A 14,442-nucleotide genomic window follows, 5' to 3' on the forward strand; every position below is an offset into this window, starting at 1 on the left:
GCCTCCACTGGGGTCGGATAGCGGGGCGGTTCGTCACTTGGGAGCGGGCCATTCCTCGGCCAGGAGTGCGTATGAGAGACCGTCGAGCCATCCCCTGGCGCGGTGGAGAGAGTCCTTCACCGTGTGCTGTTCGCGGCGCATCCCGACCCGTTCCATCAGCCGCCACGAGGGTTCGTTGTCGTAGAAGCAGTCGGCGCGCAGGCGGCGCAGGCCGAGCCTCCCGAAGGCGAGGTCGATGAGGGCGCGCACCGCTTCGGTCGCGTAGCCCTTGCCGCCGTAGGCGGGGTCCAACGTCCAGCCGAGCTCTCCTTGAACGCCTTTCGCCTGGTCGGCGACCTCCTTCTGGGCCCAAGCGTCCTGGACCCGCAGCGTCAGATCGCCGACTACCCGGCCGTCCAGTTCGACGATGAGCAGCTCCGCGAGCCGCTCGTCGTGGAGAAAGTGCTCACGGTAGTCGTCGTATGCCGTCAGGGCGGCCCCGATCCATTCCTGGGTCTCCGGCAGTTGCCGGAAGGTCCAGGTCGCTTCCAGGTCGTCGGGGGTGGCCCGGCGCAGCAGGAGTCGGGCGGTAGGGATCGGCCAGTCCAGCGTGTCAAAAGGGTGGCGCATGGGCTTCATGCTGGCAGAGGGCCGTGGTCACCCGAAACGGATTACCGCGGGCGGCGTCCCCACAGCGACGTGGCGAGGCCATCGCCACGTCCGCGGGCCGTAAACCCGGCCAACGGCCTCCGCCGCGTAAGCTCGCCTGTCCGCCCAACCGGTTCGTGGAGGTCGGATGAAGGTTGCGTTTCTCGGTGATGTGCATGGGTGTGTGTTGCACGCGTTAGGGGCGGCCGTGTTGCTGGCCCGGCATCGGCGGATCAGGCTCGACGCTGTGATCCAGGTCGGGGATCTGGGCGCCTTTCCCTCGGCTGAGCGGTGGGACGAGCCCAGTCGCCGGTTCGGTGCCGAAGGTCCGGCACAGAGTGATTTCTTTCGTCTGTTGGATCCCTCTTCGCGGCTGGGTGAGGGTGTTCGTATGGCGCTTGGGGAGATTCCCCCGCTCCTCTTTCTCAGTGGTAACCATGAGGACCATGAATGGCTCGCGGGACTGCATCGGGGGCGCGGTGCTGTGACGCCCGTGGACCCGTTGGGCGTCTTCCAGCACGTCGTCTGCGGGCACATCGCCGAGGTCGCGGGACAGCGAGTGGCCTTTTTGGGGAGGGTCGAGCTGGACGGCTATATGGACCTCGACCCGGACGCCCATGACCGCCTCCTGGCCGCCGAGCCCGGGAGCGTGGATGTTCTGGTCACCCATGACGGACCGTACGGCATGTCCTCCTGGCGCGGGGTCACGCAGGGGTCGAGGAAGCTGAGTCGCCTCATCGAGCACCTTCAGCCCCGCCTGCACGTCAGCGGGCACTACCACCACCAGAACGGGCCACGCCGCTATGGGGCGACGGTCTCCTATGCCCTTGCCCAGCTCATTCCGCCCAAGCGCGACCTGAGGGACTCGACGCCGGTCAATCCTCGCCAGCAGGTCGCGCCGGGCAGTATCGGGCTGTTCGACACGCGCACCCTCGATTTCGAGTACGTCCACGACTCGTGGCTCGCCGACGTTCGCGGCGATCGGCTCGACCTGGCCGCGTTGATCGGCGGCGCGTCGTCGGGTTAGAGGGAGAGGTCGGTCATGTCGTAGGGGTGGCGGTATTCCAGGTTTTCGGCGGCGATGCGGTCGGCGGCGCCGCGTTCCAGGATCGTCGCCACGGCCACCACTTCGGCGCCGGCCTCGCGGAGGGCCTCGACGGCGGTCAGGACGCTGCCGCCCGTCGTCGAGGTGTCCTCCACCGCGAGGACGCGGCGGCCCTCCACGTCCGGGCCCTCGATGCGGCGTTGCAGGCCGTGGGCCTTGCCCGCCTTGCGGACGACGAACGCGTCGAGGTGGCGGCCCCGGGCGGCGGCGGCGTGCAGCATCGCGGTGGCGACCGGGTCGGCGCCGAGGGTGAGGCCGCCCACGGCCTCGTAGTCGAGGTCGGCGGTCGCGTCGAGCATCACCCGCCCGACGAGCGGCGCGATCGCCCCGTCCAGGGTCACGCGGCGCAGGTCCACGTACCAGGACGCGCGCTTGCCGGAGGAGAGCACGAAGTCGCCGTGCACGACGGCCTTGCCCTTGATTGCGTTCAGCAGGTCATCACGATCGCTCACGGAAGGAAACCCTATTGGGCCCGCCGGGGTTCGCTACGGTGAGGGCATGACGAGGATGTGGACGTGACCCCCGGTTCCCTCGTCCTGCTGCACGCGCCCGGCGCGTCCGCCGCGTCCTGGGGCGACCTGCCGGAGATGCTGCGTTCCTACGGGCTCGACGTGATCGCGCCGGACGTGGCCGAGACCGGGTCCCGGTACGTCGCGCGGGTGTCGCTGATCATCACGGCGTCCGGGCCGGAGGTGCCGCTCGTCCTGGTGGCGCACGGGGACGCGGGGCCGCTGCTGCCGGCGGTCGCGCTGGCCCAGCGGGCGGCGCACCGGATGGTCGGCGGGTATGTGTTCGTCGACGCCGCGCTGCCCCGCCCGCAGGGCGCCCATGATCATGAGCAGGTCCCCATCCCGCCCGACTGGCCCGAGGCACCGTGCGGGTACCTGCGGACGCACGCCGACCGGAGTGCCTCGTCCGGACATGACCAGGCGGTCAGGCAGGCGGGGCTGCGGGGCTGGACGGTCGTGGAGCACGAGCCCCCGGCCGCCGTCGCGCAGTCGCTCAGCGAGCTGGTCAGCACGCTCTGATCAGGCGTCGTTCTTCAGCAGGTCGTCCAGCAGCGCGTCGTAGTCGTCCTCGGCGCGGCCCAGGTCGATGCGGGCGCGGTAGCGCAGCCGCAGGAGGGCTTCGAGGCTGTCCTCGGCCAGGGCGACGTCGTCGGGGCCCGGCGTCAGCGACTCGGGCGGCGGCGCGGGCGCCTCGTCGGGCCCGCCGCCGATGCCGGTGCCGACGGCCCGGTCGCGCAGGGCGAGGACGACGTCGGCGCCGCTCGTGGCCCATTCGTGCGCGCCGGAGGTGTCGCCCTGCGCGTACAGCACCTCGGCGACGGCCCGGTACACCTCGGGATCGCGGGGCCGGTCGGCGCGGATCTGCTCGACCAGGCCGCGCGCCTCCTCGACCCGGCCCAGCTCGAACAGCGCGTCGGCGAGGTAGGCGCGCGGGTCGCCGTAGACCTCGCCGCCGTCCTCCAGCGCCCTGCGGTACAGCTCGGCCGCCCGCGCGTGGTCGCCCGCGTGCTGCCACTGCTCGCCCGCGCGCAGCAGCACGTTGGCGCGCGAGACCCCGCCCGACACCGCCTCGGCCAGCTCGGACAGCCGCCTGGCAGCCGAGATGTGATCGCCGGTGCGCAGGGTGTCGAACTCCAGATCGTCGAGATCGTCTTCCGTCACATGCGTCACGCTTCAACGCTACCCGGCACCCGGCGGCCGAAGCGGGCGAATCGATGATGATCGTGAATTACCTACGCGAACCCGCCGGACGGGCGGGGTTCACCTGCGGGAACGTTCGAGGGCGTCCCAGAAACCACGGCGCAGCGCGTGCCGCACCTCGTCGTGCAGGAGGAAGTCGATCGGCAGCGAGGAGCCCTGGAGCAGCCGGGCCTCCAGGTCGGACGGCATGCGCGGCTTGCGCGCGAGCACCGCCTCCAGCCACAGCGCGGGCGCGTCCCGGGCGACGGACTCGCCGAAGTCCTGGCCCTCCTGGTGCGCGGCCTTGACCGCGTCGGCGAGGGTGGGGGCGTTCTGCTGCGCCGGGACGGGCGCGATCTGCTGCGGGCCGGTGTAGGGCCCCGGCGACGGGCTCTGGAGCCCCGCGGACGGCGCCGGCATCGGCTGCGAGGTGTTGGACGGCAGCGGCGAGGGCTGGGAGGACAGCGGCGACTGCGGGGGCGGCGGCGGGGACGGCGCCGGGATCGGCGGGTTGTAGGGCGGCGACGACGGCGCGGGGCCCGGCGCGGTCGTGGACGGGGGGCTGGGCGTCGGCGCGGCCTGGAGCGGCATGGGCGGCTGCGTCGTCGAGTTGCCGAACGAGGAGCCGAGCGAGCCGCCGCTGCCGCCCGGCAGGGGCAGCGGCAGCGGGCCCGTGCCCATCGAGGAGCCGGACAGGGGGGAGTTCGAGGTCATCGCCGGGCCCAGGTCGCGGACCGACGGCGACACGAGCGGCGCCGGCGGCCGCCCCACGACCGGCGTCGAGGGCGGCGGCCCGGGCTGCGAGGTGGGGCGCAGCGGCCCGATCGGGCTCGTCCCGCCGCCGTGCCCGTTGGACAGCGGGCTCGTCCCGAGCGAGGACGGGGACGAGGACTCCGCGCCCGAGAGGAGGTTGACGTAGGGGCGCAGGTGGCCGGAGCCGATCTCGATGAGGTCGTCGCACTCCTGCCGCAGCACGCGCGAGATCGTCCAGTTGCCGTCGACGGCGACGTGCACGACGGTGACGCGGACGCCGAGGTCCTGCGCGTCGGCGACGACCTGGGCGAGGTCCTCGTCGCCGCTGACGACGACGGCGTCGGCGAGCGCGCCGTTGCGGGCGAGCGTCATCAGGTCGCGGTGGATCTCGATGTCCACGCCCTCGCGGCGGCCGGGCCGGACCCGGCCGAGGCGCAGTTTCAGGCCCGGCAGGTCGGCGAGCGCCTCATGCTCGGCCGAGCGCCTGCCCTCGATCGTGGCCTCGTACCAGTAGCAGCGCAGCAGCGGCACGCCGGTGCGTTCTCGCGCGAGGTTGCTCAGCAGTTGCAGGAGGCCGCCGAAGTCCCAGGAGACGGTCTCGCGGTGGCGGGTTCCGTGTACCGCCATGGAGCCGTCGGCCAGGAGGTAGCCGGCGTCTACGAACAGGGCGCAGCGATCCATGCGGCACCGCCCTTCCTCAACACGGGGCCGTCGGGCCGGCGAGAGTGACCATCGTGCGGCGGCCGCCTTCCTGCGCTCGGGGATGCTGGCCGGCGTAGCGGCCCCGGGCGCCTCTAGCGTAGTGAAGCCCACCAGCCCCGTAGGTCGATACGGCGATTCGCCACTCTTTCATGACGCCCCGCCGGTTCGCGACTCCCCGGTAACAAAGATTGGCGGGCCGCGGCGGACGCTACCAGCCGGGCCCGCCGGCCCTCCCGGATCCACATGATCTTTACGGGAAGCAGCAGGTGAACGCTCGGCCAGGGAGATCCTTACGACCTCGCCTTCAACCGCGCATGGCGCGTCACGGGGTGATGGACGCGCGGCCCATCTCCCCCAGCGTCGTCGCGTCCCGGGGCGTCTCCCAGCGCACGTCGCATTCGCGTCCCGACAGCGTGACGGTCGCGATGGCGTTGTCGAACCACGGGCCGTCGGTCATCCGCCAGCGCAGCGGCGGCGCGGGCACCTTCGCCAGCATCGACAGGACCCGGAACGGCGCGGCGGCGGCGCGCGAGCACACGATCTTGTTCGCCCACCGGAACTTGCCGATCAGCGGGTTCCGCAGCGGCGAGCAGACGATCTGGGTGATCTCCGACCGGGCCTCCGGGGCGACGACCCGCGCCAGGTAGGAGTAGTGGATGTCGCCGGACAGGAACGAGATGCTGGCGGGCGCGGGCCCCCGGTCGCCCTGGCCGACCGCGACGACGTCGCCCGCGACCTCGCGGAACGAGCGCTCGAACGCGGCCCAGTGCTCCAGGTCGGCGGCCTGCCGGATCTTCTCGCCGAGCGCCGCGCCCCGCCTGCCCCACGCCCCGCCCGCGACCGCCTCGTTCCACGCCTCGGCGTGGTGGATCGCGCGGGGCAGCAGGTAGGGCAGCGAGCTGGCGATGAGCAGGTGGTCCATGCCGCCCTGGCACTGCTCGTCCAGCCAGCGGAACTCCTCGTCGTCCAGCATGCCGCGGCGGTCGGCGGTGAGCAGCCGGGAGCAGCGGCTGTCCACGACGATCAGCCGGGTGCCGCCCCAGTCGTGCGCGTAGCTCCACCGGGTGCTCGCGGGCTCCTTGTCGGCCTGCTCGGCGAACTCGTCCAGGATCGGCCCCGCGTCGCCGGACGCGTCGAGCACCGCCTTGTAGAGCGGGTCGGACGCGCGGTCGCGCGGCGACATGTTCCCGAGGTGCTGGTAGACCCAGTACGAGCCGATGCCGCCGGTGATCCGGGCCTTCCACCAGGGCTGGGACCACATCTCCTCGCGCCAGGCGTAGGAGGTGTTCCAGTCGTCGCGGATGTCGTGGTCGTCGAAGATCGTGAAGGTGGGGACGGTGGACAGCAGCCACCGCACCGCCGGGTCGCGCAGCCAGGCGAGCTTGTAGAGGTGGGTGTAGTCCTCGAAGTCGGCGGCCTCGTCCACGGGCGGCTCGTCCGGGCCGCGCCTGGACCGGATGAACTCGCGCATGTCGTCGCTCAGCTCGTCGGCGTACACCTGGTCGCCGACCATGAGCAGGATGTCGGGCCAGGCGACGTCGGCGCCGCCGGCGCGGAGCCGGTGGGCGAACGCGGCGAGCGCGTCGTGGCCGAACTCCTCGGGCGTGCCGGGCGAGCGGCGGCACGACCCGAACGAGATCCGCAGCTCGCCCTCGGGGTCCAGCGTCCGGATCTGGCTCGGCGGGAAGCCGTCGCCGGGCTCGGGCCAGACGGTCTCCTCGTCCAGGACGACGGCGTAGGGGATCCGGGCGCCCGCGTCGAGCCCGTCGATCTCCACGAGCCCGTAGTGGTGGCCGTGCGCGGTGAAGGTGCGGGCGGCCGCGTCCAGGCCGTGCTCGGCGTTCACGACCCGGACCTCGCACGGGCCGTCGGTCTCCACCCAGATCGTCGCGGTGTGCGCGCTCACGTGCCGGAGGTGCGGCCCGAGTACCAATGCGGTCATACCACGTCTCTCTAGCGGACTCGGGGGCGCCGCGTCCACCGGACGCCGGTCCGGCTCAGTGGAGGCGGACGAGCATCTTCCCCGTGTTCGCGCCGCTCAGCACGCCGATGAGCGCGGCGGGCGCCCGGTCGAGACCGTCCAGGACGGTCTGCTCGGTGCGCAGCGATCCGTCGGCGAGCCAGCCCGCGGCCTTCCCGATGAACTCGGGCAGGAGGCCGACGTAGGAGGAGACCAGCATCCCGCGCAGCGTGAGCTCGCCCTGCACGATCCGGAACAGGTTGGACGGGCCGGGCGCGGCCTCCGTCGCGTTGTACCCGCTGATCGCGCCGACGAGCGCGGCGCGACCGCCGGGACGCAGCGCGCCGATCGCGGCCTCCAGGTGGTCGCCGCCGACGTTGTCGAGGTAGACGTCGATGCCGTCCGGCGCGGCGGCGGCGAGTTGGGGCGCGATCGGCCCGGCGCGGTGGTCGAGCGCCGCGTCGTAGCCGAAGCGGTCGAGCAGCAGCCGGTTCTTCTCCGGCCCGCCCGCCGACCCGATCACGCGGGACGCGCCGAGCTTGCGGGCGATCTGCCCCGCGAGGCTGCCGACCGCCCCGGCGGCGGCCGAGACGTAGACGACGTCGCCCTCGCGCACCTCCGCCACGTCCGTGAGCGCGGCGTACGCGGTGAGGCCCGGGACGCCGAGGGCGCCGAGGTAGGCGGGCTCGGGCGCGAGGTCCGTGTCGATGACGGCGGCGCCCGCCGCGTCCATGACGGCGTACTCGCGCCAGCCGAGGAAGTGCGAGACGCGGGCGCCGGAGGGCACGTCCCGCGACCGGGAGGCGATCACCTCGCCGACCGCGGACCCGTCGAGCGGCTCGCCGACCGCGAAGGGCGGGAGGGTGCCGGGGACGTCGTCCATGCGTCCGCGCATGTAGGGGTCCACCGACATCCAGGTGTTGCGGACGAGGATCTGCCCGTCCGCCAGCTCGGGGATCTCGCTCTCGGCGGTCTGGAAGTTCGCCGCGACGGGGGCGCCCACCGGACGCGACGCCAGCCGGATCTCACGGCCGACCGTGGGTTGTGAAGTCATGCCGCCAGCGTGCCCGCGGGCGCTTCAGGTCCCCTTCGGGTTCCCTGTAGGCCGGACGGCTTTCACGGGCGCGCCTTTCGCGGGCGCGGATTTTCGCGGGCACGTTAGTCTGCGGACATGCGTTTCGGGGTGCTCGGCCCGCTCGCGGTCTGGGCGGCGGACGGAAGGCCCGTGCGCGTCCCCGAGCTGAAGGTCCGCGCGCTGCTCGCCGACCTCCTCGCGCACGAGGGCCGGGTCGTCTCCTCCGACCGGCTGATCGAGGACGTGTGGAACGGCGACCATCCGCCGCGCAACCCGATCGCCACCCTGCACACGCGCGTGTCCCAGCTCCGGCGCGCGCTGGAGGAGGCCGAGCCCGGCGGGCGCGACGTCGTCGTGTCGCAGCGCCCCGGCTACCGGCTGCACCTCGACCCCGCCGACGGCGGCGCCGAGGTGGACGCGTTCCGGTTCCGGGCGCTCGCGGTGCGGGCGCGGGCGATGTCCGACCGGCGTGCGAAGGTGGAGCTGCTCGACGAGGCGCTGGCGCTGTGGCGGGGGTCGGCCTACGCGGACTTCGGCGACGCGGACTTCGTCCGCCCGGCCATCGTCGAGCTGGACGAGGAGCGCCTGGTCGCGGAGGAGGACCGCGCCGAGGCGCGGCTTGAGCTGGGCGAGCACGCCGCGCTGGCCGTCGACCTGGTGAACCTGGTCGCGGCGAACCCGCTGCGCGAGCGGCTCCGCGCCGTGCACATGCGGGCGCTCTACCGGGCCGGGCGCCAGAGCGAGGCGCTCGCGGGGTTCGCCGAGCTGCGCGCCCGCCTGGACGCCGACCTCGGCCTCTACCCCGGCCCCGAGCTGGCGGCCCTGCACGAGGCGATCCTGAAGCAGGACCCCGACCTCGACCTGTCCACCTACGAGCTGCACCACTCCGCGACCCGGCCGCGCACGAACCTCCCCGCGCCGCTGACCGGGCTGATCGGGCGAACGGCGGCGATCACGTCCGTCCTCGACCTCATGCGGACGAGCCGCCTCGTGACGCTGACCGGGCCCGGCGGCGTCGGCAAGACCCGGCTGGCGCTGGAGGCCGCCGCGGCCGAGAACGAGGACGAGGACGAGGTCTGGCTGGTCGAGCTGGCCGGGTTCGACCGCGGCACGGCCGCCCTCGCCGATCTCGTCGCGGGCCTCGCCGCCCTGCTGGGCCTGCGCGAGGACGGCCCGCTGCCGGGCGCCGCCCCCGATCCGCTGCGCCGGCTGGCGGCCGCGTTCCGCGCGCGGCCCGCGCTGCTCGTGCTGGACAACGTCGAGCACGTCGTCGAACCGGTCGCCGAGCTGGCCGCGCACCTGCTGCGGGAGGTGCCGGGCCTGCGGATCCTCGCCACCGGGCAGGAGCCGCTCGGGATCTCCGGCGAGCGGCTGTGGCCCGTCCCGCCGCTGGACCCGCCCGACGCCGAGCGGCTCTTCGTCGCGCGCGTCGCCGCCGCCGTGCCCGGTTACGCGCCGTCCCCGTCCGAGCGGGCGGCGATCACGGCGATCTGCCGGAGCCTGGACGGCCTGCCGCTCGCGCTGGAGCTCGCCGCGTCCCGGGTCCGCGCGCTCGGCGTCCACGAGCTGGCTGGACGCCTGGACGACCGGTTCCGCCTGCTCGTCGCCGGGCGCCGCGACGCCCCCGCCCGGCAGCGGACGCTCCGCGCGATGATCGACTGGAGCTGGGAGCCGCTGCCCGCCGCCGAGCGCACCGTGCTGCGGCGGCTCGCCGTCCACGCCGACGGCTGCACGCTGGAGGCGGCGGAGGCGGTCTGCGCGCAGGACGGCCTGGACGTGCTCGACGTCCTCGCCCGGCTGGTCGACCGGTCCCTCGTCGTCCGGACCGAGGAGGGCCGCTACCGGCTGCTGGAGTCCGTCCGGGCCTACTGCCTGGACCGGCTCCGCGAGGCGGGCGAGCACGACGCGGTCAGGATGCGGCACCTGCGCCACCACACCGACCTCGCCGTCCGCGCCGCGCCCCGCCTCTACGGGCACGACCAGCGGCGGTTCCTCGACCTGCTGGACGCCGAGACCGCGAACCTGCGCGGCGCGCTCGACACGGCCGCCGCGCTCGGCGCCGTGGACGACGCGCTCCGGCTGGTCGACGCGCTCGCCTGGTACTGGCTCCTGCGCGGCAGGCTGACCGAGGCGCGCCGCTCCCTCGACCTGGCCCTCGCGATCGCGCCCGCCGACGGCGACCGCGCGCTGCGCGACCGCGCCGAAGTGTGGCGGACGGGGTTCACGCTGCTGTCCGGCACGGTGGTGGAGTTCGACGTCCCGGACGCCGACCCGTGGGCGCAGTGGTTCCTCGCCCTCGCCCACCGCGGCTGCGGCGACCTGGCCCTGACGATGTCCATGGTCGAGCGGGCGCTCGGCGACTTCCGCGCACGCGGCGACCGGTGGGGCACGGCCGCGGCGCTGAGCGTCCGCGCGTCCATCCACCGGGCCCGCGCCGACCTCGCCGCCGCGCGCGCCGACGCCGAGGAGAGCCGCGCGAGCTTCCGCGACCTCGGCGACCGCTGGGGCGGCGTCAAGACCGCGAACACGCTCGCCGAGCTGGCCGAGATCCACGGCGACAACGCCCGCGCCGCCGGGCTGCGCCGCGACGGCCTCCGCATGGCCGAGGAGCTGCCCCTGTGGACGGAGGCGTCCTTCAGCCTCTCCGGCCTCGGCCGCGTCGCCCTGCTGGACGGCGACCCGGCCGCGGCCGAGGACTACCACCGCCGCGCGCTCCGCCTCGCGGTCGGCGCCTCGGACCGGGTCGCCGAGCACTTCGCCGAGGTCGGCCTGGCCCTCATCGCCCGCCACCGCGGCGATCTGGACACCGCCGAGGCGCACCTCCTGCCGTGGCTGCGCTGGATCCGGACTCAGAAGGGCGAGCCGGGACTGGCGCTCGTACTGGCGGAGCTGGGATTCATCGCCGAGCTTCGCGGCGACGCGTCCGCCGCGCTGGCCGCGCACCGCGAAGGTCTGGAATCGGCGCGCGAGGTCGGCGATCCGCGCGCCGTGGCGCTCGCCCTGGAGGGCATCGCGGGGGCGCGCGTCCTCGGAGGGGCGCCGGACGAGGCCGCCCGCCTCCTCGGCACGGCCGCGGCGCTGCGCGCGTCCGTCGGCGCGCCGCTGCCCCCGGCGGAACGCACCGACGTCGACCGGATCGCCGCCCGCGCGCGTTCGGTCTTGGGCGAGGCGCGTTATGAGGCCGAGTTCCGGCGGGGCTCGGCGACCTCGCCCGATTCCGTGTGAGCGAGGAATTCTCTTTCCTTTTCCGGATCCAATCCGAGTTTCGGACGGTCGGGGCGGTGCGGGGCCTGTCCGCCGATGCTCCGCAGCCATTCCCAGGTGTCGGCGACCGTGTCCTGTATCGGACGGCTGCGAAGGCCGGAGTCGAGCGCCCTGCTGACGTCGGCCCGCATCATCGTGTCGTAGACCTCGCCGGGCTGGAGCCAGACCGGGAGGTCCATCCACGGTTCGATGCCCGCCGCGAGAATCGATTCCGGATCGGCCCAGACCAGTTCCGCCTTGTTCCCGGTCACGTCGGCGCAGGCTTGGAGGAATTCACCCATCGTCGTGTGGTCGACCGGGCCGGCGAGATTGTACGGGCCGCCGAGTCCTCGCTCGATAGCGTCCAATGTCCAGGCCGCGAGGTCGCGGACGTCGACATATTGCAGGCCATGGTTCCGCGGCCCGGGGGCCAGCACCTTCCCGCCCCGGGCCATCCGCGTGAGCCACCACGGCAGCCGCCCGATGTTCTCGTACCGCCCGATGATCAGCCCCACCCGGGCGAGCAGCGCCCGGTCACCGAACGCGCCCGTCGCCGCCAGCTCGCCGCCCCGCTTGGCCTGCGGGTACTCGACCTCGCCCGCGTCCGCGGAACCGTCGACGACGGGCGCGTCCTCGCCCAGCCCGGGTGCCGTCGGGAACGGGTAGACGGACCGGCTGGAGATGTAGACGTGGCGGCCGACGCGGTCGGCGAGCAGGCGCGCCGCGTCCCGCACCGCGGACGGCGCGCCCGACCAGGTGTCGACGGCCGCGTCCCACTCCCCCTCGCCGAGCGCCTTCAACCCGCCGGGCTCCACACGATCACCGTGGAGCGACGCCGCCCCGGCCGGTGGATCGTGGCGTCCCCGGTGGAAGACGGTGACCTCCCAGCCGCGCGCGAGCGCGTCCTCGGTGATGGCGCGACCTGCGAACTCCGTCCCACCCAGCATCAGAAGCCTCATGGGTCCACCTTGCCAAACGTACGTAACGTACGGAACGTACTCTCGCTGATGGCGGAACCCCTCGCGCTTGACCTGGAGTTCACTCCAGCTCCTACTTTCGAGCCATGACCACACCGCAGCACAAGATCGGTTCGGGTTTCGGCGCGCGGAGCACCACCGCGGACGTCCTCGCGGGCATCGACCTCTCGGGACGGCTCGCCGTCGTCACCGGCGGAGCCTCGGGCCTCGGGCTGGCGACGACCCGGGCCCTCACCCAGGCGGGCGCCCGAGTGATCGTCCCGGCGCGCCGCCGCCCGGCCGCCGAGGAGGCGCTGAAGGACGTCCCCGGCGTCGAGATCGAGGAGCTCGACCTCGCGGATCCGCGGAGCATCGAGTCGTTCGCCGAGCGCTTCCTCGCCTCCCGCCGCCCCGTCGACCTGATGATCAACAACGCGGGCGTCATGGCGTCCCCGGAGGCCCGCGTCGGCCCCGGCTGGGAGAGCCAGTTCGGCGTCAACCACCTCGGGCACCACGCCCTGGTCAACCGCCTCTGGCCGGCGATCGCGGACGGCGGCGCGCGGGTGGTGTCGGTCTCCTCCAACGGCCACCAGCTCTCCGACATCCGCTGGGACGACGTGCATTTCGAGAACGGCTACGACAAGTGGCTGGCCTACGGCCAGGCGAAGACAGCGAACGCCCTGTTCGCCGTCCATCTGGACGCTCTCGGCCGCGACGCGGGAGTCCGCGCGTTCTCCGTGCATCCCGGAACCATCGCGACCTCCCTGGGCCGCCACATGTCCGAGAGGGAACTGGCCGACCTCTCCGCGATGATCGAGGCCAGCCCCACGAACACCGGCTGGAAGACCCCCGAACAGGGCGCGGCGACCCAGGTGTGGGCCGCGACCTCACCCCTCCTGGACGGTCTCGGCGGCGTCTACTGCGAGGACGGCGACATAGCCGAGCCCGCCGAGCCGGGCGCCGTCCTCGGCAACGGCGTCGCCGCCTGGGCCGCCGACCCGGAAGCGGCCGCGCGCCTCTGGCGGCTCTCCGCCGACCTCACGGGAATCCCCGCCTAGGGCCCTAAGGCCCTGCCGCCAATGGGGCCCTAGGGCTCTGACCTGCGCACCCGTCCCGGACTTAGGTTCCTTTCGACGCACCAGCCACAGTCGGAAGGACCCCCATGACCCGCAAGGCAGTGAAGATCGCGATGATCGCGACCGCCGTGACCGCCGTCGGCGGGGGCGGCCTGGCCACGGTCCTCCAGGACGACCCGGGCAGCAGCAAGGTATCCACGGTCTCGGCCGGGACGCACGTCGCCGCGAAGAAGGCCAAGGTGCCCTGCGTCGTCCCGAACTCCAGGGTCGCCAAATACCGCCACTTCGAGCGGACGCAGTACGTCTGGAACAACAACTATCCGTGGCGCACCTCGGCCTGGGGCCCGAAGAACGTCGAGATCAAGAAGGGCGAGAAGGTCTCCAACGTCGTCACCGCGACCCTCGGCGCGCCCATCAAGTCCATCAACCTGGCCGTCGGCTTCCAGGTGACCCAGGAGAAGTCGACCGACATCTCGATGCGGTGGCGCCTCAAGACGCGCCGCCACTTCACCCTCCGCGTGGGGCAGGGCTTCAAGGTCTACAAGTTCAACGTCTACGACGCTCTCGGCTACATCCAGGCGGGCGGCGGCGGCTACTGCGTGTTCAACGGCAAGTACCGCTACGTCGGCTCCGCCTACGCCAAGAACTTCTGGACGCTGGACGACAAGTGCACCTACAACAACAAGGGCAAGCAGACCCTCTGCAAGAAGAGCGACGTGACCTACTGACCCCCGGGCGCTTCCGCCGGCGGACGCCCCCGCCGGCGGGAGCCCGCACCTTGAATCCGGTACCGAGGTACAGCCTTACCGTCGTTCCATGGAGTTCAAGCAGCGGACCGGTCCGACTCCGGCGGTTCAGGACGAAGGGTGGGCCCCGCCGTCGTGCACGTTGCCCACGGCCCAGAGGCCATTGCGCGTCGCCGAGTTCGACGCGCTGTTCGCCGAGGCGGCCACCGAAGTGACGTTGGTCGCGCCAGGGCGAATGCGGCTCCGCATGCGACCCGAACCGGAACTGGCCGGACGCGCCGCCGAACTCGCGGCACGGGAGACCGCGTGCTGCTCGTTCTTCACCTTCACGATGACCGCGGCAGGCGGCGCGCTGACGCTGGAGGTCGCCGCCGACGACGGCCACGCACCGGTCGTGGCGGCGCTCGCCGAACGGATCGGCCCAGGCTGACCTGGTAAAAGTCCTCGCATCCGGTACCCCGGCCAGGGTTTGCCGTCGTAGCGTGGACGGCCGGAGTCTGAGGAGGTGTCG

General features: G+C 73.1%; 13 protein-coding genes. 6 read left to right on the plus strand and 7 right to left on the minus strand.

Annotation, left to right across the window (positions count from 1 at the left end):
* Positions 1–33: 33 nt before the first annotated feature.
* Positions 34–618 (minus strand): GNAT family N-acetyltransferase, encoded by a 585-nt coding sequence (locus KLI87_RS01310; protein WP_214615507.1) that lies wholly within the window; start codon positions 616–618, stop codon positions 34–36.
* Between the two features lie 157 nt (positions 619–775).
* Here KLI87_RS01310 and KLI87_RS01315 point away from each other — a divergent pair, with 157 nt between their 5' ends.
* Positions 776–1,654 carry a metallophosphoesterase gene (locus tag KLI87_RS01315; protein ID WP_214615508.1) on the plus strand — a complete coding sequence of 293 codons (879 nt, stop codon included), beginning with the start codon at positions 776–778 and terminating at the stop codon, positions 1,652–1,654.
* Here KLI87_RS01315 and pyrE read toward each other — a convergent pair.
* Positions 1,651–2,184: an orotate phosphoribosyltransferase gene (pyrE, locus tag KLI87_RS01320; RefSeq protein ID WP_214615509.1), complete on the minus strand. Its 534-nt coding sequence runs from the start codon at positions 2,182–2,184 to the stop codon at positions 1,651–1,653. The two genes, KLI87_RS01315 and pyrE, sit on opposite strands and share 4 nt — an antisense overlap.
* A gap of 63 nt (positions 2,185–2,247) precedes the next feature.
* Here pyrE and KLI87_RS01325 point away from each other — a divergent pair, with 63 nt between their 5' ends.
* On the plus strand, positions 2,248–2,760 hold the full coding sequence (locus KLI87_RS01325; RefSeq protein WP_214615510.1) for a hypothetical protein: 513 nt from the start codon (positions 2,248–2,250) through the stop codon (positions 2,758–2,760).
* Here the strand turns inward: KLI87_RS01325 and KLI87_RS01330 are convergent, their stop codons facing one another.
* The 4 genes from KLI87_RS01330 to KLI87_RS01345 all read right to left on the minus strand — a co-directional run bounded on the left by KLI87_RS01330 (position 2,761) and on the right by KLI87_RS01345 (position 7,889).
* Positions 2,761–3,411 carry a tetratricopeptide repeat protein gene (locus KLI87_RS01330; protein ID WP_242883360.1) on the minus strand — a complete coding sequence of 217 codons (651 nt, stop codon included), beginning with the start codon at positions 3,409–3,411 and terminating at the stop codon, positions 2,761–2,763.
* 90 nt (positions 3,412–3,501) lie between these two features.
* Positions 3,502–4,854: an NYN domain-containing protein gene (locus KLI87_RS01335; protein ID WP_214615511.1), complete on the minus strand. Its 1,353-nt coding sequence runs from the start codon at positions 4,852–4,854 to the stop codon at positions 3,502–3,504.
* A gap of 343 nt (positions 4,855–5,197) precedes the next feature.
* Positions 5,198–6,817 carry an alkaline phosphatase D family protein gene (locus KLI87_RS01340; protein WP_156217302.1) on the minus strand — a complete coding sequence of 540 codons (1,620 nt, stop codon included), beginning with the start codon at positions 6,815–6,817 and terminating at the stop codon, positions 5,198–5,200.
* A gap of 55 nt (positions 6,818–6,872) precedes the next feature.
* Complete coding sequence (locus KLI87_RS01345) at positions 6,873–7,889, minus strand: NADP-dependent oxidoreductase (protein ID WP_214615512.1); 1,017 nt, start codon at positions 7,887–7,889, stop codon at positions 6,873–6,875.
* A 117-nt stretch (positions 7,890–8,006) separates the two neighbouring features.
* On the opposite strand from KLI87_RS01345, the gene KLI87_RS01350 reads away from it, so the two are divergent.
* On the plus strand, positions 8,007–11,135 hold the full coding sequence (locus KLI87_RS01350) for a BTAD domain-containing putative transcriptional regulator (protein WP_214615513.1): 3,129 nt from the start codon (positions 8,007–8,009) through the stop codon (positions 11,133–11,135).
* Here the strand turns inward: KLI87_RS01350 and KLI87_RS01355 are convergent.
* Positions 11,084–12,112, minus strand: a complete 1,029-nt coding sequence (locus KLI87_RS01355; protein WP_214615514.1) for an NAD-dependent epimerase/dehydratase family protein — start codon at positions 12,110–12,112, stop codon at positions 11,084–11,086. The two genes, KLI87_RS01350 and KLI87_RS01355, sit on opposite strands and share 52 nt — an antisense overlap.
* A gap of 104 nt (positions 12,113–12,216) precedes the next feature.
* Here KLI87_RS01355 and KLI87_RS01360 point away from each other — a divergent pair, with 104 nt between their 5' ends.
* The 3 genes from KLI87_RS01360 (at position 12,217) to KLI87_RS01370 (ending at position 14,361) form a co-directional block, all read left to right on the plus strand.
* Positions 12,217–13,167, plus strand: a complete 951-nt coding sequence (locus KLI87_RS01360; protein ID WP_214615515.1) for an SDR family NAD(P)-dependent oxidoreductase — start codon at positions 12,217–12,219, stop codon at positions 13,165–13,167.
* A 104-nt stretch (positions 13,168–13,271) separates the two neighbouring features.
* Positions 13,272–13,913 (plus strand): hypothetical protein, encoded by a 642-nt coding sequence (locus tag KLI87_RS01365; protein ID WP_214615516.1) that lies wholly within the window; start codon positions 13,272–13,274, stop codon positions 13,911–13,913.
* Between the two features lie 88 nt (positions 13,914–14,001).
* Complete coding sequence (locus KLI87_RS01370) at positions 14,002–14,361, plus strand: hypothetical protein (protein ID WP_214615517.1); 360 nt, start codon at positions 14,002–14,004, stop codon at positions 14,359–14,361.
* Positions 14,362–14,442 lie beyond the last annotated feature (81 nt).

The sequence above is a fragment of the Actinomadura sp. NEAU-AAG7 genome, assembly GCF_018603865.1.
Taxonomy (GTDB): Bacteria; Actinomycetota; Actinomycetes; order Streptosporangiales; family Streptosporangiaceae; genus Spirillospora; species Spirillospora litoris.